Source organism: Stenotrophomonas maltophilia (assembly GCF_003970865.1).
GTDB classification, from domain to species: domain Bacteria; phylum Pseudomonadota; class Gammaproteobacteria; order Xanthomonadales; family Xanthomonadaceae; genus Stenotrophomonas; species Stenotrophomonas maltophilia_AR.
Genome location: NZ_RXLZ01000020.1, coordinates 46936 through 68366, shown reverse-complemented (window position 1 = coordinate 68366; position 21431 = coordinate 46936). Strand labels below are relative to the sequence as shown.

The following is a 21431-nucleotide window of genomic DNA, read 5'->3' as shown; positions in this document are numbered from 1 at the left end:
CGCATGGGCCCGAGGCATGCCTCGGGCGGGTTGGGCAGGACGCCCAACCCCGGTCTTGCCGTGTGCGCAGGACTGCGCACACGAGCAAGCGGCGACCGAGCTTACATGGGTGAGGGCGCTTTGCTTGCGAAGCACTGCTTCGCAAGCGCCCGAACGCCCAGCCGCCAGCGGCTGGGCCGGGCCCCGGAGGGGGACTTGCAGCGTCCCCTGCCACCGGACCCACCCCGCCTACCCACAGGAACCCGGCCTTTGCCGTTGTTTCGGCCTCTGCGGGTGCAGGGTGCAGCCCTGCAGAGAGAACCCCCTACCTGAACAGGCCTTTTTGCGTGAAGTCTCAAACATCGTTTAGACTTGCGGAGTCTGCAGCGGCCGTCCGTTTCCCTCCGGGATCGCCGGCGACCAGGGTCCGCCCTCTTCGCCCGCCCCCACTCCGACGCCGTTCGTCACGCATTCCAGCCTGCGCTTCGTGCCGGCTGCACCCAATTCTCGCAGCGCGGTTCACGGGAACGCTCCGAGTCAGCCGATCAGTTTGATCTGCCCCCGTCTGTCCGTTCGGACAGGCGTTTCTTGTACTTGGAGCAATCTCAATGTCTTTTGAATCGCTGGGCCTGGCGCCCTTCCTGCTGCGTGCGCTTGCCGAGCAGGGCTACGAAAACCCGACCCCGATCCAGCAGCAGGCGATCCCGCTGGCGCTGGCCGGTCGCGACCTGCTGGCCGGCGCACAGACCGGTACCGGCAAGACCGCCGCCTTCGGCCTGCCGCTGCTGCAGCACCTGGGCACCGCCTCGCAGGAAGTGCGCAGCGGCCCGCGCAAGCCGCGCGCGCTGATCCTGGCCCCGACCCGCGAACTGGCCACCCAGGTGCATGACAGCCTGCGCGGCTACAGCAAGTACCTGCGCATCCCCAGCGCCTGCATCTACGGCGGCGTCGGCATGGGCAACCAGCTGGACATCCTGCGCCGTGGCGTGGACCTGCTGGTGGCCTGCCCGGGTCGCCTGATCGACCACCTGGAGCGTCGCAGCATCGACCTGTCCGGCATTGAACTGCTGGTCCTGGACGAGGCCGACCGCATGCTCGACATGGGCTTCCTGCCGTCGATCAAGCGCATCCTGGCCAAGCTGCCGAAGCAGAACCGGCAGACCCTGCTGTTCTCGGCCACCTTCGAGGACAACATCCGCCAGCTGGCGCTGGAGTTCATGCGTAACCCGGAACAGATCCAGGTGACGCCAAAGAACACCGTGGCCGAGACCATCACCCACCGCGTGCACCCGGTCGATGGCAGCCGCAAGCGTGACCTGCTGCTGCACCTGCTGGCGCAGGACAGCCGCGAGCAGACCCTGGTCTTCGCCCGCACCAAGCACGGCAGCGACAAGCTGGCCACGTTCCTGGAAAAGTCCGGCATCAAGACCGCGGCGATCCACGGCAACAAGAGCCAGGGCCAGCGCCTGCGTGCACTGGGTGACTTCAAGGCCGGCCGCGTGACCGTGCTGGTGGCCACCGATATCGCCGCGCGCGGCATCGACATCAACGAGCTGCCGAAGGTGATCAACTTCGATCTGCCGATGGTGGCCGAGGACTACGTGCACCGCATCGGCCGTACCGGCCGTAACGGTGCCACCGGCCAGGCGATCTCGCTGGTGGCGCAGGACGAAGTGAAGCTGCTGCGCGCGATCACCCGCCTGCTGGGCCGCGACATGGACATCCGCGATGTACCGGGCTTCGAGCTGCAGACGCCGATCCGCTGGGGCAACAGTGCACCGGGCAAGGCCGAGCACGATACCGGCGAGCGCGCACCGCGCAAGAGCCACGCACGTCGTCCGCACGGTGATGCGCCGCGCCACGCACATGCCGGCCCGAAGAAGGCCGGTGGCGGCCGTCGCGAGGGCGGTGGCAATGGCCAGCAGCGTGCAGGTGCGGGTGCCGGTCAGGGCCAGCGTCGTGGCGGTGGCGGCAATGGTGGCGGCCGTGGTCGTGGCCAGGGTGGCAACGGCGGCGGTCGCGCCGGCTGATCCCAGCTGACATGGATGGTGCTTCCCGCTGCGCGGGGGCTATCGAGGGACGGCGCTGACGCGCCGTCCTTTTTTGTTGCGGGCTACCGTGAGTAGAAGCCGGCGGTGTGCTGCGCTGAGGGCGGATGGGCGTGGGGCCAGCGCAAAACACGCCGTAAACCCATCCATGGGGGCTCGGTCGGCGCATCCATGCGCCTCACGGTTTTGCGCTGGCCCCACGCCCATCCGCTTCAAGCATTGCCTGCGCCTTCTTCTCCCGCCGGGTAGCCGGGAGAAGAAAGATCAAATTCAAATTCAAACTCAAATTCAAAAGCCGAAGTCGCAATTCCTGGCTTTGCTTTTGCTTTTGCTTTTGCCCTCGCTCCCGCCTTGGGGTCTGACGTGTCCGCGCCCGCTGGAAGCTGTCTTGGGGAGGCCGGGCGGGCTGCGCAGGACCGTTGGCGCCAAGGATGGCGCCATCGAGCCCCCAAGGACGGGTTTACGGCGTGTCCTGCGCAGCCCGCCCGGCCTCCCCCACACGCGTCAACAAAGGCGCGCAAACCCTCAACCCCGCGCTTTACTCGGATTCACCAGATTCCCGAAGAAGATCGCGTTGATCAGCAGTCGATCGGTTCCGTGCCAGTACTTGCGATGCGCCGGATCATCGGCAAACAGCACCACGTTGCCCTGCCCCTGCGCTGACACCAGCAGCCATGCACTGCCTGCCACCCGCGTGCGGTTGCGCTCGGACAGGTAACCGTTCACCCGCGGCGGCGTGTCGATGCGCACCACCGTCGAGAACGGGTTCGTGCTCGGCTGCAGCGTCACCGTGTTCTCCTTGTTGATCGCCAGATGCCGGCGCGGCACACCGAACGCCAGCGGATGGCTGGTATCCACGTCAGCGCTGAGGATATTGCCACTGACCCGCTCGATCGCGGCAACGTCGCGCTGATCGCCGAACGCGCGGCGGCTTTCGTCAGCAGCGTCTTCTTCCTTGCCGAGCTTCTCGCCGTCGGCGAGCTTCTGTTCGATCGCCCACTTCGAGGCACTGCCGTAGGTCACCAGTGAACCACCGGCCTGCACCCAGCGCTTCAGTGCAGCCACCGCCGTGGCGTCGACGCCGGTATAGGTACCACCGGACAACACGATCGTGGTGTAGCAGTCCAGCGGCACCTTGCCCAGCTGCTGCGGGTCCAGTTTGCTGGCCGGCAGGTGCAGCTGCTGGTCGAGCAGGAACCAGGCCGATCCGATTTCGGTGGCGGTCACACCCTCGCCCATCACCAGTGCCACCGCAGGCTTGCGCAGCGCCTTGACGCCATCACTGCCGAGGTCGATGCCTTCGCGGCTGCGGCCGCTGGACAGCGCGTGCACCTGCACACCTGCCTCGCGCGCGGCCGACGTCACTGCCTCAAGCAGCGCCGCGCCCTGCAGCGATTGCCCGGCAACCGGAATGACCAGGCTGCCGGCGGCGAAGCTGATGTCGCCCTGCGCGGTCGCGGTGGTGAACGGCTGGAATGCCGCGCGTGCATTCACGCCCTTGCCCTGCAGCGCGGCCAGCGCGCGCCCGGCGTTGTAGTCGCGCCAGTCGATGGCGTAGGCGAATCCGGCCTCGCCGCCCAGTACCGCGCCCTGCTCCACCGGCAGCGCGGCCACGCGTGCGCCGCCTTCGATACGGCTGCGGCTGCCCGCAAAGGCCACGCCGTAGGCCGGTGCGATCGCATAGCTGGTGCTGCCGTAGAACACATCACCCTTGATCGGCGGCGTCTCGGCAAAGATCGAATGCACCAGGCGGAACTGCGCCTGCTGCACCGGTACCACGTAGGCGCTGCCGGCATCGAAGCGCTGCCCATCGACAGTGACGGCACGATCCAGCGCGCGCACCTCGATGCGATGCAGCAACAACAATTCCAGCAGGCGACGGGTCAACGCCGGGTCATGCGCATCACCGAACACGAAACTCTTCACCGGCTGCTGTGCGGCCTGCTTCAGCGCGCTCTGGAAGAACTGCTTCTGCAGGTCGAACAGGCCGCTGCGCTCGGTCACTGCACCGCGCACGGTGCCCAGCCCGGTAGCGACCTGGTTGCGGATGGTGAACGGGAAGGTCAGCAGGCCATTCACCGATTCCTGTACGCGGCCGCGCGAGCTGGCCTGCTCGACGGTAACGCCGACAGCACCATGGAAGTCCGGATAGGTAGAGCCGTACACCGGCGAGAAGTTGTCGAAGTTCTCGCCGGTGTAGTACAGCGACCCCAGCGCATCCAGCGCCTGCGCGTGGTACTTGGCCAGGGTCTTGTTGAATTCGTACGACGCCGCGGGAATCAGCGGGCTGTGCATGCTCTTCGGCGAGGGCTCGAAGTAGTAGGTGCTGTCCTTGCCCATTTCGTGGAAGTCGATCTGCACGTTCGGGTACCACTGGTGGAACACCTCCACCTTCGGCCGTGAGTCCTGCTGGGTCAGTGCCAGCCAGTCGCGGTTGAGGTCGGTGAAATAGTGGTTGGTGCGGCCCTGCGGGAACGGCTCGACGTGCTCCTTGTCGGCGGGGTCGGCCGAGGCCGGATCGGAGGCCCAGGCGTTGTGCCAGTTGGCGGCGCGATCGCGGCCGTCCGGATTCTGCGCCGGGTCGAACAGCACCACCGCCTGCTGCAGCCACTGCTGGGTTTCGGCACTGCGATTGGCCACCAGGTAGTACGCCGTCAGCATCGCAGCCTCGGCACTGGATGTCTCGTTGCCATGCACGCTGTAGCCCAGCCACACCACCACCGGGCTGTCACCGGCGGCGCTGCGCGGCTGCGCCGGATCGGCCAGGGTCGCGTGCTGCTGGCGAATCTGTTCCAGCCGCGCATGATTGCCTGCAGCGGTGACGGTGGCGATCAACAGCGGGCGACCTTCATAGCTGCGGCCGATCTCGCGCACGCTGATCTTGTCCGAGCGTTTCGCCAGTTCCTGGAAGTACGCCACCAGCTGGTCGTGCCGGGTGTAACGGCTGCCGATCGGGTAGCCGAGGAACTGCTCCGGCGTGGGCACCGCTGCATCGAACGCCGCTGCGTCGGTGACCTGCGGGAAGAAGTACACGCTCTGTGCCTGCGCCGGATGCGGCGAGGACAGTACGGCGGCGGCGGCAAGCAGCAACGGAAGAACGGCACGGCGATGCAAGGACACGGTGACTCCCCTGGAACACAACGGCAGACAGTCGCGCGGCCGGTCCCTTCAGGTGACCGGCCGCGGCGGATGGATCAGAAGCGGTAATCGAAGCCCAGCGTGAAGTAGCGGCCGCGCAGGTCGTACTGGCTGAAATCGTACGGCGCGCGGATGCCCGGGAACGAGGCGTCGTACGGCGGCGTCTTGTCGGCCAGGTTCTGCACCTTGGCGTACACGGTCAGCTTGTCGATGCCGGTGTAGGCCAGATAGAGGTCGTACTGGCTGTAGCTGCCGACGCGCTGCTGCACGGCCTTGGCCGCGGTGCTGGCTTCCTGGCGGTAGCTGCTGGTGTAGTACCAGGTCACCGCCGCGTTGAAGTCGCCGTACTTCCAGTCCAGCGTGGTGGTGGCCTTGTCCTTGGGCAGGGTCGCGCCCAGGTTGCTGCCGGCGTAGTCGACCAGCGGCCCACCGACCACGGTCGGGCGACGGTAGTCGCGCACGTGGGTGTAGGCCGAGGACACGGTGAAGTCACCCAGTGCCGCGGTCGGGATGCGCTGGCGCAGCTCGACATCGATGCCCGAGGTCTTCAGCTCGCTCAGGTTCTGGTAGCGGTTGTAGACCGCCTGCAGCTTGCCACGCTCATCGCGCTGCACCGCGCCGGCCACGTTGTCGTTGACCAGGGTCTGGGTGTTGTTGGTGCCAACCAGGTTGTCCAGCTGGATGCGGTAGTAGTCCACGCTCAGGTTGGTGTTGGCCCATGGCGACAGCACCACGCCGAAGTTCACGCTCTTGGTGCGCTCGGGCTTCAGTTCGTTGTTGCCGACGGTGAAGAAGGTCGGGTTCTGGCGCGAGCCCGGCACGTCCGGATCACGCGGATCGACCACGCTGCCGTAGGCGATGCTGGTGCTGTTGGAGTTTTCCGACAGCGACGGTGCGCGGAAGCCCTTCGACGCGGACGCACGCACAAGCAGGAAGTCGAGCGGCTGCCAGCGCAGGCCGATCTTCGGCGAGAACGCATCGCCGAAATCATCGTAGTGATCGGCACGCGCGGCGGCGGACAGCTCCAGCGTCGAGGCCAGCGGCACGTTCACTTCGGCGTAGGCGGCACTGACCTGGCGCTGGCCATGCACTTCGGCGATGGCCGGGCGCACCTGCAGGCCGGCATCGATCTGCCACGGGTTGTTGGAATCGAGCTTCTCGCGGCGCCACTCGGCACCCGCAGCGAAGCCGATCTCGCCGGCCCAGGTGTGGCCCAGGCTGCCGGAAATCTTCGCATCGATGCCCTGCAGCTTGGATTCGGCCGGACGCAGCGTGGCGATGTTGATCGAATCGCGCACCGACTGCGGCGTGGCCGCCGGATTGAGCAGGTTGTAGCTGCCGGTGGCCAGCGCATCGGCCAGCGCCCAGCGGTTGGCGAAGCCGCCGGACACGCTCTCGCGCTCGCTGCTGCGCGCACCGAATGCAGCCACCTCCCAGTCCCAGTTGGCGGTAGTACCGCGCAGGCCGAACACGCCGCGGTAGGCGGTGGAGCGGTTGGTCTTGAGCGTGCCGCCAAGGTCGAAGAAGGTGTATTCGATCGGAATCGCACGGCCGTACGGGTTGTACGGATTGTTGGCCGGCAGCAGCGAGGACACCGGCTCGGCCAGGCCGCTGTCGGCGTTCAATGCAAAGCGGCCGCTCTCCAGGGTGAAGAACGGGCTGCTGCCGAACCACGCGGTGCTCTTGATCTGGCTGTACAGCACTTCGCCGAAGGCTTCGACGTTGTCGTTCAGGCGGAAGGTTCCGTTTGCGTAGGCCTGGTAACGCTTGGTGGAGGGGATCAGCGTGGTGAACGGCGCCTGGTTGAAGCCGCAGGTGTCACCGGCCAGGCCGTCGATCGGCGCGCTGGCGACGCGGGTGGTACCAGCCGGGCAGTTGCCGTTGGCATCGAGCATCGGCACCGAGACGCCGTTGACCAGGTAGCGCGCGCCCTTGGCCGACCAGCCGTTCCAGCGGCCACCCGGCTTGTCGGTGTAGATGCCACTGCTGGTCAGGTTGCGTTCGTCCTGGTCCAGGCGCTCGCGGTTGTAGCCCTGCAGGCTGAAGAGGATGTTGTAGCCATCGGTGTCCAGATCACCCAGGCCGCCGACGAACTTCAGGTTCTGCTCGTGCAGGCCGCCCTGGTCGGCACCGCCGAAGCTGCCGCCGATCTCGGCGCCTTCGAAGTTCTGCCGGGTGATGATGTTGACCACGCCGGCCACGGCATCGGAGCCGTACACCGCCGAGGCGCCGTCCTTGAGCACTTCGATGCGCTCGACCGCAACCAGCGGCAGCGCGTTGAGGTCGACGAAGGTGTCGGACAGGCCACCGGCCGGGAAGCCGTAGTTGGCCAGGCGGCGGCCGTTGAGCAGCACCAGCGTGTTCTTCTGCGACAGGCCACGCAGGCCGATGCCCGCCGAGCCGGAGGCCCAGCCGTTGTTGGTGGTTTCGTTGCTGGCATTGCCGGTGTTGGCCGAGATCGAGCGCAGCACGTCGGCCACGGTGGCCTTGCCGGTCTGTTCCAGCTGCTGGCGGCCGATCACCTGCACCGGGTTGGAGGCCTCGGTATCGGTGCGCTTGATGTTGGAACCGGTGACGCGCACAGCGGCCAGGGTGCTGGCTTCGCCATTGGCGTCGGCGGAAGTTTCGGCGGCGGCGGACAAAGGCGCGGCCAGAGCGACGGCCAGGGCCGCCACGAGCAGGGTGTGCTTGGGCATGACGATGTGGGGGAGGTGGAAAGGGCGACGTAGTTCCGCAGTAGTCCATGCCTGGCCGGGGTCCGGCCAATAACATCTCTTCATACGGATATAAGAGAAACTATCATCTCTTCATCCGGATGGAAAGAGTTACTTCACGAAAGCCCAACATCCGCTCAGGATGGCCGGCCACCTGCGGCGTACAATTGCGCCATGGAAATCTTCAAAGTCTTCATGCTCGAGGCGGCGCACCGCCTCCCCAACGTGCCGCCGGGGCACAAGTGCGCGCGCCTGCACGGCCACTCGTTCCGGGTGGAACTGAAGGTCGAGGGCGAGCCGGGTGCGCAGACCGGCTGGATCATGGACTTCGGCGACGTGAAGGCGGCCTTCCAGCCGATCTACGACCGCCTGGACCATCACTACCTCAATGACATCCCCGGCCTGGAGAACCCGACCAGCGAGAACCTGGCGGTGTGGATCTGGAACGAACTCAAGCCCAGCCTGCCGGCGCTGAGCGAAATCACCGTGCACGAAACCTGCACCTCCGGCTGCCGTTACCGCGGCCCGGCGGCCTGATCAACCCATTGATCTGAAAGGTGTTTCAAAGGCGCCCTGGGCGCCTTTGTTATTTTTGTTGCATTGCCACATCAACGGCGTATGCTGCATTGCATCAAGCCACTCCCTGATGCCCCCATGGCCGCCGCCTTCAGCGATCGCTTCAGTGATGCCACCCGCCAGCTCGCCGCCGCGGCAACGCGCGCGAACCGGTTGGCATTGGAGAACGCGGAAAGCATGTTCGGCGTGCAGCTGAAGGTGATGGAGCGCAACCTGACCGCGACCGGCGGCTGGCTGGGTGAACTGGCCCGCGGCGAGGATGCAGCCGGGACGCTCTCCAAGGGTGCGCAGCTGTGGCAGGACAACCTGCAGCGGCTGGGCCAGGCCCAGCAGGACGTGGTCGGTCTCGGCCTGCAGGCCAGCAAGGCCTGGTCCGAACTGGTGCAGGGCTACAACGAATCAACGGCGGACGCGAACAACCACTGACGCGACGCAACGCTCATTGCGTGGGTCCCTCCCCCCACGCAATCCGGACCCGGCAGATCCCTCCCTCTGCCGGGTCTTTTTTTGCCTGGCGTCTGGATTCCGAAGTGCGTCTTCGTCCGACGTCTCTGCGAGCTGAAGGGCCCCGCCGGGGCGGGCAGGGGCCTGGGCAAATGTCCCCCGGCGCCGGCCGTTGGCCGTCACCTCCTCCTTTACTTTGCCCAAACCCCTGCCCGCCCCGACGAGGCTCGGCTTACGGCAGGTAAAGCGCAGCGCTCGTGGCGCCTTTCAATGAGGCGCCGACGAACTCCGAACGCAGGGCGGATGCCCTTGCGTACGAAGTAAAGGGGGAGGTGACGGCCAACGGCCGGCGCCGGAGGACATTCGTACGCAAGGGCATCCGCCCTGCGCCACGCTGATTCAGTCCGCTGCACGTAATGCAGAAACGACTCAACGCCCGCGATTGACGTGCCAGTGCTGGTGCCACGCCTGGAACATCAACACGTTCCACAGGTGCGTGTGCCACTTGCGCTCACCCCGCAGGAACGCTTCCCAGATACCGCGCACGCGTGCCGCATCGAAGCAGCCCTGGTTGCGCAGCAGCTGCGGGTCCAGCAACGCCTCCGCCCAATCGCGCAGCGGGCCCGCCAACCAACGCGCCATCGGTGGACCGAAACCGCGCTTGGGTCGGTACACCAGCGGCTCGGGCAGATAGCGCGCCAGCAGGTGCTTGAGAATCCGCTTGTGCTCACCGTCGTGGTACTTCAGATGCTGCGGCAGGCGCCAGGCCAGGCGCACCACCTCCATGTCCAGCAAAGGCGCACGGGTTTCCACGCCCGCCGCCATGCCCGCGCGATCGACCTTGGCGAGGATGCCCTCAGCCAGGTCCATGCGGAAATCCAGCAGCTGGATGCGCGCCTCAGCCGGCAGCGCCGTGTCCTGCTGCTGGAAGATCGTCATCGGCTCGCGCGCGCCCAGCACCACCTGCGCCGGCTGCCGCCAGCGGGTCACACGCTGCAGGTAATGCCCTTCCACGTCGTTGGCGGCAACCTCGGCCACCAGCGCACGCCAGCCTCCGAGGCGGCCACGCTCGACGTTCATGCGGTTGCCGCTGCGCCGCGCCAGATCGCGCACCCAGTCCGGCAGACCCCCGCACAGGCGCGCATTGCGCAGTGCGCGGCCATAGCTGGGGTGGCCGAAGAACAGTTCATCACCACCGTCGCCGGTGAGCGCCACCGGCTTGCGCGCGCCCAGCAGTTCACTGGCCAGCAGCGTCGGCAGCTGCGAGGCGTCGGCGAACGGCTCGCACCAGACCTGCGGCAGGCGCTGCAGCAGATCCAGGCCTTGGCGGGCATCCATCCGGTGCAGATGGTGCTGCACGCCCAGGTGGCGCGCGACCTGCGAGGCCCAGTCGCTCTCGTCATGGCCGGGATCGTCGAAGCCGACCGTCCACGCCTCGATCGGCAAGGTGGACTGCGCCTGCATCATCGCCGTCACCAGCGACGAGTCGGTGCCGCCGGACAGGAACGCGCCACACGCCAATGGCGAGTGCATGCGTGAAGCGATCGCCTTCTGCAACACCACTTCCAGCTGATCGGTGGCCTGCTCCAGGCTCGGCGCCGGCTGCAGGGGTTCCTGCAGAGCACTCTGCATCGCATCGCGTGCACACCAGTAGCGCGCGCCCCCTTCCGCCGCCTGGCTGGAACCGCCGGCCGCGTGGTCATCCAGATCGACGCGCAGCACCGCGCCGGCCACCAGCTTGTGGATGCCCCGGTAGATGGTGTGCGGCGCCGGCACATAGTCGTGGCGCAGCAGCAGGCTCAGCGCATCCTGGTCGATGCTCGGCGCGAAGCCGGCGAAGGCCTGCAGCGCCTTCATTTCCGAGGCGAACAGGAACTGGCCCTGGAACCAGCCGTAGTACAGTGGCCGCTCGCCAACCGGATCACGCGCCAGCCACAACGCACGTGACTCACGGTCCCATACGCTGAAGCCGAAAGCGCCTTCGATACGCGACAGCGCCCGCTCCACGCCCCATTCAACGATCGCCTGCAGCAGCAGCCGGGCATCGCTGCAACTACGAGGCAGCTCGCGCAGCTGCGACTGCAGGTCGGCGCGGTTGTACAGGCGGCCGTCCAGGCACAACACGTAACGGCCGCAGTCCGAGCTCAGCGGCTGCAGCGGGGTATCGGTCGGCGCCCGGCAGTGGCCCAGCGCCAGGCCAGCCTCGGCGTCGGTCCAGTAACCGATGCGGCCCCTGCCCCGCTGCTGCAGGGCGCGCAGCATCGGCGCCAGCTGCTGCAGCAGGTGCTCGTCTTCGGCGGGCGGCAGCCAGGCCCCGACCACGCCGCTCATCGGGCACCCCCGCAGCGGCAGCGGCAGGAAGGGGTCAGCAGGCAGAGGGAGGCGGGCGACATGGGAACGGCACGCGGAGCGGAGGAGACTCCATGCTCGGCGCCCCACCTGCCCCGCGTCAGTCGCTTTGCTGTCAGCGATGGTCACCAGACGTATCACGAAGGTAACGTTTTGTAACGGCAACAAGCTATGCTGGACGCCAAGTTGTTGCCAGGCCTGAGGCCCGGCCCGTGCGCCAGCAACCCCGGCTGAATGGCGCCCGCCCCCGGGACCCGGGCGGCCCGCAGGCTGGGATAGCATCGCCGCGCTCGTGCCGTGGCGGTACGTTTGCGCCCACGGAGGCCTTGAAAATGCTGGATATCGTACTGGTCGAAGACGATGCCCGCCTGGGTACGATGGTCAGCGACTATCTACAGCGGCATGGCTACCAGGTGGCCCATGAGCGCAGTGGTGAGCGCGCGGTGGCCCGGATCCTGGCCGAGAAGCCGGCCCTGGTCCTGCTCGATGTCGGCCTGCCCGACCAGGATGGTTTCGAAGTGTGTCGGCAGATCCGACCCCACTATGACGGCATCATCTGCGTGCTGACCGCCCGCACCGACAACATCGACCAGGTGCTGGGACTGGAGCTGGGGGCCGACGATTACATCGGCAAACCCATCGAACCGCGGGTGCTGCTGGCCCGCCTGCGTGCGCACCTGCGCCGCCATCGCCGGGTCGAACCGCGCGACGGCAGCCTGCGCTTCGGCGAGCTGAACATCGACCCGTCCACCCGCAATGTGCACCTGCAGGGCGGCCTGCTGGAGCTGACCACCGCCGAGTTCGACCTGCTGTTCCTGCTGGCCAGCAACGCCGGCCAGATCCTGGACCGCGATGCACTGCTGCGCGGCCTGCGTGGCATCGCCTTTGACGGCCTGGACCGTTCGATCGATGCACGCATCTCGCGCCTGCGCCGCAAGCTGGGCGACAACCCTGAACAACCGGAGCGGATCAAGACCGTCCGTGGACGCGGCTACCTGTTCAGCCGCTCGGCATGGGGATGAAGCGCACGCCCTCGGCGATGCGTGGCCACGCCTTCCACTTCCTGCGCTACGGCATCGGCTTCCTGGTCGCCCACCTGCTGTTGATCGTGCTGGGCCTGTGGGCCTGGGATGCGCTGCTGGAAGACCGCACCGAAGCCAGCCTGCTGGCCGAGATGCGTGGCACCCATGCGCTGCTGCAGCAACGCTTCGCGGAATCACCGCGCGAGCAGTGGCCGGCGCTTGCACGAGGGCTCGACGCCGACTTCGCCTACGCCCTGCGGATGGTGCCGCTGGCCGAGGCGGAGAAGGCGCTGTCGGCCAGCCAGCGACCGCCGTTCAACAACGGCCGGGTGCAGATCGACCTGGAACACATGCGCAGCCTGCAGCGGATCGGCGACAGCGACTATGCCGTGATGCTGGGGCCACTGGATGAAGCGTTGCCTGAGGAAGGATGGCAGGACAGCGAAGTGTCCGGCGTGGCGATCCTGCTGCTGATCCTGATGGTGGCCGTGGCGCTGCCGATGTACGTGATGGTCTACCGCCTGTGGCGCGACGTCTCGCAGCTGGCCCAGGCCGCCCGGCAGATGCGCGACGGCCAGCTGGACACGCGCGCGCCGCGCGCCGGCACCGCGCTGGTGCGGCCGCTGGCCAATGCCTTCAATCACATGGCCGAGCAGCTGCAGCAGCTGCTGGAAAGCCAGCGCGTGCTGGCGCAGGCAGTGGCGCACGAAGTCCGCACGCCGTTGGCGCGGATGCGTTTCGGCCTGGCCGACCTGGAGGACACCGCGCTCGACGAGATACAGCGCGATGCACTGGGCGGCCTGCGCACCGACGTTGATCGGCTGCAGCACCTCACCGATGCCGGTGTCGAGTACGCCGCGCTCGGCCGCTGTCACCAGCTGACCCGCCAGCGCCTGCAGCTGGCGGCACTGGTACGTGGCGTGGTGGCCCAGTTCGCACCGCTGCCGATGCCGGTACAGCAGGTGCTGTCGCCGGCAGGCCTGGTCAACGTCAACCGGCACATGCTGGAACTGGCGCTGCGCAACCTGCTCGGCAATGCCCTGCGCTACGCGCGGCGGCAGATCCGTATCGCCAGCACGGTCAACGACGGCTGGCTGTGCCTGCAGGTGGAGGACGACGGCCCCGGCATCGCGCCCGAACTGCGCGGCCAGGTGCTGCAACCCTATGTGCGGCTGGATCCGGGCAGCCCCGGTTTCGGCCTCGGCCTGGCGCTGGTGCAGGTGGTAGCCGACAAGCATGGCGGCCACGTTGAAGTGACCGATTCGGAGCTGGGCGGTGCCTGCATCCGCCTGCACCTGCCGCTGGAAAGCGGCGGTGCCGTGGAGAGCGAGACGACCTGCTAGACCGCCGGTTCCGCACGCGGCAAGGCAAACACGAACAGCGCGCCCTGCTCGCTGTCGCGCAGTTCGATCCGGCGCCCATGCAGCTGCACGATGCGCTGCACGATCAGCAGGCCCAGCCCGCCGTTGTCGCCGCGCCGCGCCCCCAGCGCCGCCGGCGCCTGGAACAGCTGCGTGCGCAGTGCAGGGGCAACACCAGGGCCATCATCGGCCACGCTCACCTCGACGCTGTCCGGCGTCGCGCGCAGGCGCACCTCGATCCGGCCACCCTCCGGCGCATGCCGCAACGCGTTGTCGAGCAGGTTGGTCAGCACCCGCTCGACCAGGCCCAGATCGGCACGCACCAGCGGCAGGCCGGGCGGGAAGTCCGCGTGCAGGCGCTGATTGCGTGCCTGCGCCGCCAGCTCGAACTTCTGCAGCACGTCCTGCAGCAGCTCCGGCAATGCGAACACCTCCCACTCCAGGCGTACTTCGCCGTGCTCCAGCCGCGCCAGTTCGAACAGCGCACGCGCCAGCCGGCCAACCTTGGCACTCTGCGCCAGGGCAATGCCGAGATAACGCCGGCGCTCATCCGGCGACAGCGTCGCATCCTTCAATGCCAGCGTTTCCAGGTAGCCATGCAGTGATGACAATGGCGTACGCAGATCGTGCGAAATGTTGGCGACCAGCTCGCGGCGCTGCAGGTCCTGCTGCCGCAGCTGCTGCCACTGCTCACCCAGCCGCTGCGCCATCTGCGCGTGTGCGTGTTCGAGGATCACCAGCTCGTCGCGCTCACCGGGGCGCAGCGGCTCCGGCGGCGGCAACGGCGTGGGTGCGTCGATGTCGAACGCCTGGATGCGCCGGGTCAGCCGCCGCAACGGGCGCGTCACCCAGTAGAAGGCCACCAGCCCGGCCAGCAGGCCCAGGCTGCCGACCAGCACCACCGACCACCAGGTGGTGTTCCACTGGCTGCCGGCGGCAAGATCGTCGGCGAGCATCTGCCTGTGCTCGCCTACCAGCACCACGTACACATAGCCGGCCTGGCGGCCCTGCACGATCAATGGTGCTGCACTGAACACCTTGCGGCCATCCGCGCTGCGCGGGTCATCGCCGAGGATCGGCAACGGCGCACTGGCCAGCAGGCGGCGCAGCGGTGCCACGTCCACCCGGTTGCGCACCAGATGGCCACTGGGTGCATCGTGGCCAAGGATGCGACCCTGGTCGTCCAGCAGGTAGACCTCGACACTGGGATTGACCGCCATCAATTGGCCGAACAGCGCGCGCACCGCGGCATCACGCATGCCGCTGGTATCCATCAGCTCGCTGCGCTGGGCGATATGCTCGGCCAGGCCCAGCGACAGCCGCTGCACCACCTCCTGCTCGTGGCGGGTATTGGCACGCATCTGCAGCGCCAGCAGCGCCATGCAGCACATCAGCATCAGCGCGGCGATCACCGCCGCCAGTTTCTGCCACAGGTTCGGCCTGATCATGCCGCCGCCCCGGCCGGGTCCACCAGCTTGTAGCCACGGCCCCACACCGTCAGCAGCCGCCGTGGATTGGCCGGGTCCGGCTCGATCTTGCTGCGCAGGCGATTGATGTGGGTGTTGACCGTGTGCTCGTAGCCATCGTGCTGGTAGCCCCAGACCTGGTTGAGCAGTTCCATGCGCGCGAACACCTGGTCCGGATGACGGGCGAAGAACAGCAGCAGGTCAAACTCGCGCGGCGTCAGCTCCAGCGCGTTGCCATCCACCGAGGCGGTACGCGCAACCGGATCCAGCTGCAGCCCGCCCAGTTCGATCGCACCGGCATCGATGCGTGCACTCTGCGCCATCGCCTCGGCACGACGCAGCAATGCGCGCACCCGTGCCACCAGTTCCGGCATCGAGAAGGGCTTGGCCAGGTAGTCATCCGCACCCAGTTCCAGGCCGACGATGCGCTGCGTTTCGCTGCCGCGCGCACTGATGATGATGATCGGTACATAGCGCGCCATCGCGCGTGCACGCTGGCACACCTGCAGGCCATCCACGCCGGGCAGCATCACGTCCAGTACCAGCGCATCCCACGGGCCGTCCTGCTCGAGCAGGCGCAGCCCGGCATCGCCACTGGCAGCATGGGCGACGTCGTAGCCCTCATCGCCCAGATGCATGCGCAGCAGGTCGGCGATGTGGGCATCGTCTTCAACGATCAGCACGCGTTTGGTGGACATCGGCAGCTCGGGGCCAGTGGGGAAGCTGGTTGCATTGTGGCGCGGGACGGCCGCCGATACCTCACGAAAAATTGAATCCTGCGTGAGGATTCGTTGACCCGGGCGGGCGCAGCATGGCCCCGTCGCCCCTTCCCGGAGTCCGCCATGTCCCTGTCCCGCCGCCATCTGCTGGGCCTGGGCGGTGTTGCCACCGCCGCCGGCCTGCTCGGCCTGGGGGCCTGCAGCCGCGCCACGCCGGCGGCCGCTGAAGCGCGCCCGCCGCGACAGTTCGAGGTCATGCACAGCGATGCGCAGTGGCGCCAGCAGCTGACCCCGGCGCAGTACGCCGTACTGCGCCAGCAGGCCACCGAGCGCCCGTACAGCAGCCCGCTCAACAAGGAACATCGGCAGGGCACTTTCGCCTGCGCGGGCTGCGCGCTGCCGCTGTTCTCCTCGTCCACCAAGTTCGAGAGCGGCACCGGCTGGCCCAGCTTCTGGGCGCCGCTGCACAACGCCATCGGCGAAGACCGCGACGTCACCTTCGGGATGCTGCGGGTAGAGGTGCACTGCCGCCGCTGCGGTGGCCATCTCGGCCATGTGTTCAACGACGGCCCGCGTCCGACCGGGCTGCGTTACTGCATGAACGGTGCGGCGATGGTGTTCGTTCCCGGTGCCGCTGAGGGCGGCACTGCCGATGGCTGGCGGGTGCCGGTCGGTTCTTCCCCTGCTTCCGGAGCCTGACGATGCTGCTGTTGCTGCTTGCCTACCTCGGGGGCGCGCTGACCCTGCTCAGCCCCTGCATTCTGCCGGTGCTGCCGTTCGTGTTCGCGCGTGCCGACCGTCCCTTCCTGCGCAGCACGCTGCCCTTGCTGCTGGGCATGGCGCTCACTTTCACCGTGGTCGCCAGCCTGGCCGCGGTGGGCAGCCAATGGGTGGCGCAGGCCAACCAGGTCGGACGCTGGATCGCCCTGCTGCTGATGGCGTTGTTCGCGGTCGCCCTGCTGTGGCCGCGACTGGCCGACCATCTGCTGGCGCCGTTCCAGCGTGTGGGTGCACGCCTGAGCGCGCGTGCCGATGCCGCTGATGCTGCTGGGCATGGCGGCGCATGGACCTCGCTGTTGATCGGCATCGCCACCGGCCTGCTGTGGGCACCCTGCGCCGGGCCGATCCTCGGCCTGGTGCTGACCGGTGCCGCCCTGCATGGCGCCAGCGTGGGTACCAGTGCCCTGCTGCTGGCCTATGCGCTGGGCGCGATCACCGCGCTGTCACTGGCGGTATGGGTGGGGGGTCGTGTGTTCCGTGCACTGCAGGCGCGGCTTGGCCTCGGCGATGTGCTGCGCAAGGTGCTGGGCGTGGCCGCGCTGCTGGCGGTGGTGGCGATCGGCATGGGCTGGGATACCGGCCTGCTCACCCGCCTTTCAACGGTCAGCACCGCGCGTATCGAGCAGGGCCTGCTGGATGCGGTACCCGGCGCGCAGCCGGCGGCACCGCCGATGATGATGATGGCCGGTGCCAACGCCGCGGCCGATGCACCGCTGCCAGTGGAAGGCACCCTGCCCGCGCTGGATGGCGCCACCGGCTGGCTCAACAGTCCGCCGCTGACGGCCCAGCAGCTGCGCGGCAAGGTGGTGCTGGTCGATTTCTGGACGTACTCGTGCATCAACTGCCTGCGCGCGATGCCGTTCGTGCACGAATGGGAGCGCCGCTACCGCGACCACGGCCTGGTGGTGGTCGGCGTGCACACGCCGGAATTCGCCTTCGAACGTGACCCACGCAATGTGATGAAGGCGGTGCAGCAGCTGAAGGTCGAATACCCGGTGGCGCTCGACAACCAGTACACGATCTGGCGCGCGTTCAACAACCGCTACTGGCCGGCGCAGTACTTCGTCGACGCGCAGGGCAACATCCGCGGCCACCAGTTCGGCGAAGGCAACTATGCGCGCTCGGAACAGATGATCCGTCGCCTGCTGACCGAAGCGGGCCAGACCAATCTGCCGCCACCGGCCGATCCCGCTGCCGCCGACCTGAAGGGCGTGGCCGCGCAAGCCGACATGGGCAATCTGCGCTCGCCGGAAACCTATCTGGGCCACGCCCGCGCCGAGCAGTTTGCCTCGCCCGGTGGGCAGCGCAGCGATGCCGCGTTCGACTACACCTTGCCGGCCACGCTCGCGTTGAACCAATGGGGCCTGTCCGGACGCTGGACCGTCACCGACGAGGCCGCACAACTGCAGCAGGCCGGTGGCCGCATCGCCTTCCAGTTCCACGCGCGCGACCTGCACCTGGTGCTGGCACCGCGCCAGGATGGCACGCCGGTGCGCTTCCGCGTCTGGCTGGACGGCAAGCCACTGCCCGCCGCCGATGCCGGCAGCGATGTCGGTGCCGATGGCAGCGGTGTGGTCGACGAGCACCGCCTGTACCAGCTGGTCCGCCAGCGCGGCACGGTCGGCCCGCATCGCTTCGAGATCGAATTCCTCGATGCGGGCGTGCAGGCCTATGCCTTCACCTTCGGTTGAACCAGGAGGACATGATGAGACTCTCCTTTGAACAGGGCATCGCCGCCGGTGTTGCCGGTCTTGTGGCCACGGCATTGATTGCCGGCGTGCTCCTGGTCGATCACGGCGCGGTCGCGGCGCCTATCGAGGCCAGCGCGCAGACCCAGGCACTACCGGTACCCACGGGCGATGCTGCGTTCCGCGATGACGCCACCCACGCCAGCGTCGTGTTCGCCGGCGGTTGCTTCTGGGGCGTGCAGGGCGTGTTCCAGCACGTCAAGGGCGTGAGCAATGCAGTGTCCGGCTACATCGGTGGCAGCGCGGCCAATGCGCGCTATGAGCGCGTCAGCGGTGGCCAGACCGGTCATGCCGAAGCGGTGAAGATCGACTATGACCCGCGCCAGGTGAGCTACGGGCAGTTGATGCAGGTGTTCTTCTCGGTGGTGCACGACCCGACCCAGCTCAACCGCCAGGGGCCGGACCACGGCAGCCAGTACCGTTCGGCGATCTTCAGTGATGACGCGCGACAGCAGGCGGCCAGCCGTGCCTACATCGCCCAGCTCGGCCAGGCCGGCAGCTACCGCTCGCCGATCGTCACCCAGCTGGTCAGCGGACAGCGCTTCTACCCGGCCGAGAGCTACCACCAGAACTACATGACGAACTACCCGCAGGCGGCCTACATCCGCTACTACGACGCACCGAAGCTGGCCGCGCTGGGCAAGCAGTTCCCCGCGCTCTATCGGCGCGAGGCGGCGCTGGTGCCGATGCGGTAACGGCACGACCTGCAAAAAAAGACGCACGGCCATCCGGCCGTGCGTTTCGAAAGTACCGGCCACGCCCCGATCAGGCCCGGCCGACAACGACATGCTAGGCTCGCCATCATCATGGGTACAGCACCAGATGGCGGGATGTTCGATGGATACAGATGACCAGACTTCGATGATTCCCCCCCGCTACCAACGGCTGTCGGATGAGTTGGCCGAAGCCATCCATGGTGGTCGCCTTCCGGTCGGCAGCCGCCTGCCCTCGCTGCGGCAGATGGCGTCGCAGCGCAGGCTCAGCCTCAACACGGTGATCGCGGCCTATCGCCAGCTGGAAGACGCCGGCCTGGTCATTCCGCGGCCCAAGGCCGGTTTCGAGGTCGCGCCGCGACTGTCGGTGCCGGAGCGTTCGCTGCGTGATACCCCGTCCGCGCCCACTGCACCGCTGCAGCAGGTACTGATGGCCCGCGTGCTGGAAGCACAACGCCGCCCCGGTGTGATCGACCTGGCGTTTGCCGGTCCGCGCGGGCGCCAGTTCTATCCGGGCGCGCAGCTGGCAAGGCATACCGCGCAGGTGCTGCGCCACGGCCAGCAGACGGTGGAAACCTATGCACGACCGAACGGCTCGCCCCGGCTGCTGGCGCAGATCGTGCGCCGTGGCCCGCGCATGGGCCTGCATACCCACAGCGAACGCCTGCTGCTGACCCACGGTGCGATGGAAGCGCTGCAGCTGGCGCTGCGTGCAGTGACCCAGCCCGGTGACGCGGTCGGCATCGAGGCGCCGTCCTACTTCAACCTCTACCCATTGCTGGCCAACCTCGGCCTGCAGGCCATCGAGCTGCCCACCCACCCGCAGCATGGGCTGGATGTGGATGCGCTGGATGCGCTGCTGGAACACACATCGCTGGCCGCACTGGTGGTGATGCCGACCGTGCACAACCCGCTGGGCTGCACCATGCCGACGGCCGCCAAGCAACGCCTGGCCGAACTGGTCAACGCACGCCAGCTGCCGCTGATCGAGGATGCGGTGTATGCCGAGCTGCAGTTCTGCGAACCGCCGGCGCCCTTGCTGAAAGCCTTCGATCGCGACGGCTGGGTGATGGTGGTCGGTGGTTTCTCCAAGACGCTGGCGCCGGATTACCGCATCGGCTGGCTGGATGGCGGCCGCTTCGCCGAGCGCATCGCGCTGCTGAAATTCCAGTCCACCGGCGGCGAGCCGCAGCTGCTTGGCGACGCGGTGGCCGCGTATCTGGAAGCAGGCAGCTACGAGCACCACCTGCATCGCATGCGCCGGCTGTACCGCGAACAGGTCGGGCGGCTGCGCCAGCTGGTGGCCGAGCACTTCCCGGCCGGCACCCGTGCCACCGAGCCACAGGGCGGCTTCCTGCTGTGGCTGGAACTGCCGGGCGTGGATACGCGCGAGCTGTTCGAGCATGCACTGCAGGAGGACATCGTGTTCATGCCCGGCCAGGTGTATTCGCGCGGGGCGCGCTACCGCCACTGCCTGCGGCTGTCGTGCTGCCAGACGCTGGATGCACGCTTCATCGGTGCGGTGGAACGGTTGGGTGCGATCGCGCGGGAGCTGGCGGCTGCAGCACGGTAGCGCCGGCCGCTGGCCGGCAACATCGGGATCACCGGGTGGATGCAGTTGCCGGCCAGCGGCCGGCACTACCCAGGATCAATCGAGCAGGTGCGCGCTCAGCGCTTCGCCATCCGCTCCCGGCAGATACGGCAGTCGCCCCCAGCACGGCATCGGCAGGCGCTGCTGCAGCGTTGCGATGTTCTCATCCTGGCGCTGCATCGCCGGGTCGATGTGGTTGCCGATCCAGCCCAGGCACTCCACGTCACTGGCCTGCAGCGACTGCGCGGTCAGTCGCGCATGGTTGACGCAGCCCAGCCGCATGCCCACCACCAGCAGCACCGGCAGCCGCAATGCGCGCACCAGGTCGAGCTGGTCGAGCGTGGCCGAGACCGGTGCCAGCCAACCGCCAACCCCCTCCACCACCACGACATCGGCCTGCGCACGCAGGCGCTCGAACGCAGCCACGATCAGCGCCAGCTCCACCTGCACGCCATCCTCGGCCGCCGCCAGCTCTGGTGCCAGCGGCTGGCGCAGCGCATACGGGTTCAGATCGGCATAGTCCGGCACCGGCCAGCTGGCCGCCTGCAGCGCCAATGCGTCTTCGTTGCGCAGGCCCTGGCCCAGATCCTCGCTGCCGCTGGCCACCGGCTTCATGCCCACCGCGCGCAGGCCGCGCCGGCGCAGTGCATGCAGCAGCGCGGTGCTGGCCGCGGTCTTGCCGATCTCGGTATCGGTGCCGGTGACGAACAGGGCGGGCGGCAGCGTGGCTGGCAACGGCATCGAAGGGCTCCAACGGGGCAACAGAGCGTGCATTATCGCCGG

15 protein-coding genes are annotated in these 21431 nt (G+C 67.8%); 9 read left to right on the top strand and 6 right to left on the bottom strand.

Annotated features, from left to right (window positions below; translation table 11 throughout):
- Positions 1 to 587 precede the first annotated feature (587 nt).
- Positions 588 to 2009: a DEAD/DEAH box helicase gene (locus tag EKL94_RS08900; protein ID WP_099552598.1), complete on the top strand. Its 1422-nt coding sequence runs from the start codon at positions 588 to 590 to the stop codon at positions 2007 to 2009.
- Between the two features lie 543 nt (positions 2010 to 2552).
- Here the strand turns inward: EKL94_RS08900 and EKL94_RS08895 are convergent.
- Positions 2553 to 5147 (bottom strand): M14 family zinc carboxypeptidase, encoded by a 2595-nt coding sequence (locus tag EKL94_RS08895; protein ID WP_126928799.1) that lies wholly within the window; start codon positions 5145 to 5147, stop codon positions 2553 to 2555.
- Between the two features lie 74 nt (positions 5148 to 5221).
- The gene (locus tag EKL94_RS08890; protein ID WP_126928798.1) at positions 5222 to 7861 is read right to left on the bottom strand and encodes a TonB-dependent receptor; all 2640 of its coding nucleotides are present in this window, start codon (positions 7859 to 7861) and stop codon (positions 5222 to 5224) included.
- A gap of 192 nt (positions 7862 to 8053) precedes the next feature.
- On the opposite strand from EKL94_RS08890, the gene queD reads away from it, so the two are divergent.
- Together queD and EKL94_RS08880 are read left to right on the top strand one after the other, a co-directional pair.
- Complete coding sequence (gene queD, locus EKL94_RS08885) at positions 8054 to 8416, top strand: 6-carboxytetrahydropterin synthase QueD (RefSeq protein ID WP_049444904.1); 363 nt, start codon at positions 8054 to 8056, stop codon at positions 8414 to 8416.
- Positions 8417 to 8533: 117 nt separating this feature from the next.
- On the top strand, positions 8534 to 8881 hold the full coding sequence (locus tag EKL94_RS08880; RefSeq protein WP_014035870.1) for a phasin family protein: 348 nt from the start codon (positions 8534 to 8536) through the stop codon (positions 8879 to 8881).
- Positions 8882 to 9328: 447 nt separating this feature from the next.
- On the opposite strand, the gene asnB is transcribed toward EKL94_RS08880, so the two are convergent.
- On the bottom strand, positions 9329 to 11230 hold the full coding sequence (gene asnB / locus EKL94_RS08875) for an asparagine synthase (glutamine-hydrolyzing) (RefSeq protein ID WP_126928797.1): 1902 nt from the start codon (positions 11228 to 11230) through the stop codon (positions 9329 to 9331).
- A 350-nt stretch (positions 11231 to 11580) separates the two neighbouring features.
- On the opposite strand from asnB, the gene EKL94_RS08870 reads away from it, so the two are divergent.
- Together EKL94_RS08870 and EKL94_RS08865 are read left to right on the top strand one after the other, a co-directional pair.
- Complete coding sequence (locus EKL94_RS08870; RefSeq protein WP_010484092.1) at positions 11581 to 12270, top strand: winged helix-turn-helix domain-containing protein; 690 nt, start codon at positions 11581 to 11583, stop codon at positions 12268 to 12270.
- Positions 12267 to 13613 carry an ATP-binding protein gene (locus tag EKL94_RS08865; RefSeq protein WP_126928796.1) on the top strand — a complete coding sequence of 449 codons (1347 nt, stop codon included), beginning with the start codon at positions 12267 to 12269 and terminating at the stop codon, positions 13611 to 13613. The genes EKL94_RS08870 and EKL94_RS08865 overlap by 4 nt, the downstream gene beginning before the upstream one ends.
- On the opposite strand, the gene EKL94_RS08860 is transcribed toward EKL94_RS08865, so the two are convergent.
- Together EKL94_RS08860 and EKL94_RS08855 are read right to left on the bottom strand one after the other, a co-directional pair.
- Positions 13610 to 15079 carry a sensor histidine kinase gene (locus EKL94_RS08860; protein ID WP_126928795.1) on the bottom strand — a complete coding sequence of 490 codons (1470 nt, stop codon included), beginning with the start codon at positions 15077 to 15079 and terminating at the stop codon, positions 13610 to 13612. The genes EKL94_RS08865 and EKL94_RS08860 overlap by 4 nt on opposite strands.
- Positions 15076 to 15795 carry a response regulator transcription factor gene (locus tag EKL94_RS08855; RefSeq protein WP_014035866.1) on the bottom strand — a complete coding sequence of 240 codons (720 nt, stop codon included), beginning with the start codon at positions 15793 to 15795 and terminating at the stop codon, positions 15076 to 15078. Before EKL94_RS08855 ends, EKL94_RS08860 begins: the two co-directional genes overlap by 4 nt.
- A 144-nt stretch (positions 15796 to 15939) precedes the next feature.
- Here EKL94_RS08855 and msrB point away from each other — a divergent pair, with 144 nt between their 5' ends.
- From msrB to EKL94_RS08835, 4 genes are all read left to right on the top strand, one after another.
- Positions 15940 to 16515: a peptide-methionine (R)-S-oxide reductase MsrB gene (gene msrB / locus EKL94_RS08850; protein ID WP_126928794.1), complete on the top strand. Its 576-nt coding sequence runs from the start codon at positions 15940 to 15942 to the stop codon at positions 16513 to 16515.
- Between the two features lie 2 nt (positions 16516 to 16517).
- Entirely contained in the window at positions 16518 to 18287 is a 1770-nt protein-coding gene (locus EKL94_RS08845; RefSeq protein WP_126928793.1) for a cytochrome c biogenesis protein DipZ, read from the top strand.
- A 14-nt stretch (positions 18288 to 18301) separates the two neighbouring features.
- Positions 18302 to 19039, top strand: coding sequence for a peptide-methionine (S)-S-oxide reductase MsrA (gene msrA, locus EKL94_RS08840; RefSeq protein ID WP_126928792.1), 738 nt, complete (start codon positions 18302 to 18304; stop codon positions 19037 to 19039).
- A 142-nt stretch (positions 19040 to 19181) separates the two neighbouring features.
- Positions 19182 to 20630, top strand: coding sequence for an aminotransferase-like domain-containing protein (locus EKL94_RS08835; RefSeq protein ID WP_126928791.1), 1449 nt, complete (start codon positions 19182 to 19184; stop codon positions 20628 to 20630).
- 75 nt (positions 20631 to 20705) lie between these two features.
- On the opposite strand, the gene bioD is transcribed toward EKL94_RS08835, so the two are convergent.
- Positions 20706 to 21389 (bottom strand): dethiobiotin synthase, encoded by a 684-nt coding sequence (gene bioD / locus EKL94_RS08830; protein WP_126928790.1) that lies wholly within the window; start codon positions 21387 to 21389, stop codon positions 20706 to 20708.
- Between the last annotated feature and the right edge of the window lie 42 nt (positions 21390 to 21431).

Excerpts from the sequence above, each read along its gene's own strand:
- EKL94_RS08890 (WP_126928798.1), bottom strand. The coding sequence starts at position 7,861 with ATGCCCAAGCACACCCTGCTCGTGGCGGCCCTGGCCGTCGCTCTGGCC.
- bioD (WP_126928790.1), bottom strand. The coding sequence starts at position 21,389 with ATGCCGTTGCCAGCCACGCTGCCGCCCGCCCTGTTCGTCACCGGCACC.
- EKL94_RS08880 (WP_014035870.1), top strand. The coding sequence starts at position 8,534 with ATGGCCGCCGCCTTCAGCGATCGCTTCAGTGATGCCACCCGCCAGCTC.
- msrA (WP_126928792.1), top strand. The coding sequence starts at position 18,302 with ATGAGACTCTCCTTTGAACAGGGCATCGCCGCCGGTGTTGCCGGTCTT.
- EKL94_RS08835 (WP_126928791.1), top strand. The coding sequence starts at position 19,182 with ATGGATACAGATGACCAGACTTCGATGATTCCCCCCCGCTACCAACGG.
- EKL94_RS08900 (WP_099552598.1), top strand. The coding sequence starts at position 588 with ATGTCTTTTGAATCGCTGGGCCTGGCGCCCTTCCTGCTGCGTGCGCTT.
- asnB (WP_126928797.1), bottom strand. The coding sequence starts at position 11,230 with ATGAGCGGCGTGGTCGGGGCCTGGCTGCCGCCCGCCGAAGACGAGCAC.
- EKL94_RS08855 (WP_014035866.1), bottom strand. The coding sequence starts at position 15,795 with ATGTCCACCAAACGCGTGCTGATCGTTGAAGACGATGCCCACATCGCC.
- EKL94_RS08865 (WP_126928796.1), top strand. The coding sequence starts at position 12,267 with ATGAAGCGCACGCCCTCGGCGATGCGTGGCCACGCCTTCCACTTCCTG.
- queD (WP_049444904.1), top strand. The coding sequence starts at position 8,054 with ATGGAAATCTTCAAAGTCTTCATGCTCGAGGCGGCGCACCGCCTCCCC.
- EKL94_RS08860 (WP_126928795.1), bottom strand. The coding sequence starts at position 15,079 with ATGATCAGGCCGAACCTGTGGCAGAAACTGGCGGCGGTGATCGCCGCG.
- EKL94_RS08870 (WP_010484092.1), top strand. The coding sequence starts at position 11,581 with ATGCTGGATATCGTACTGGTCGAAGACGATGCCCGCCTGGGTACGATG.
- EKL94_RS08845 (WP_126928793.1), top strand. The coding sequence starts at position 16,518 with ATGCTGCTGTTGCTGCTTGCCTACCTCGGGGGCGCGCTGACCCTGCTC.
- msrB (WP_126928794.1), top strand. The coding sequence starts at position 15,940 with ATGTCCCTGTCCCGCCGCCATCTGCTGGGCCTGGGCGGTGTTGCCACC.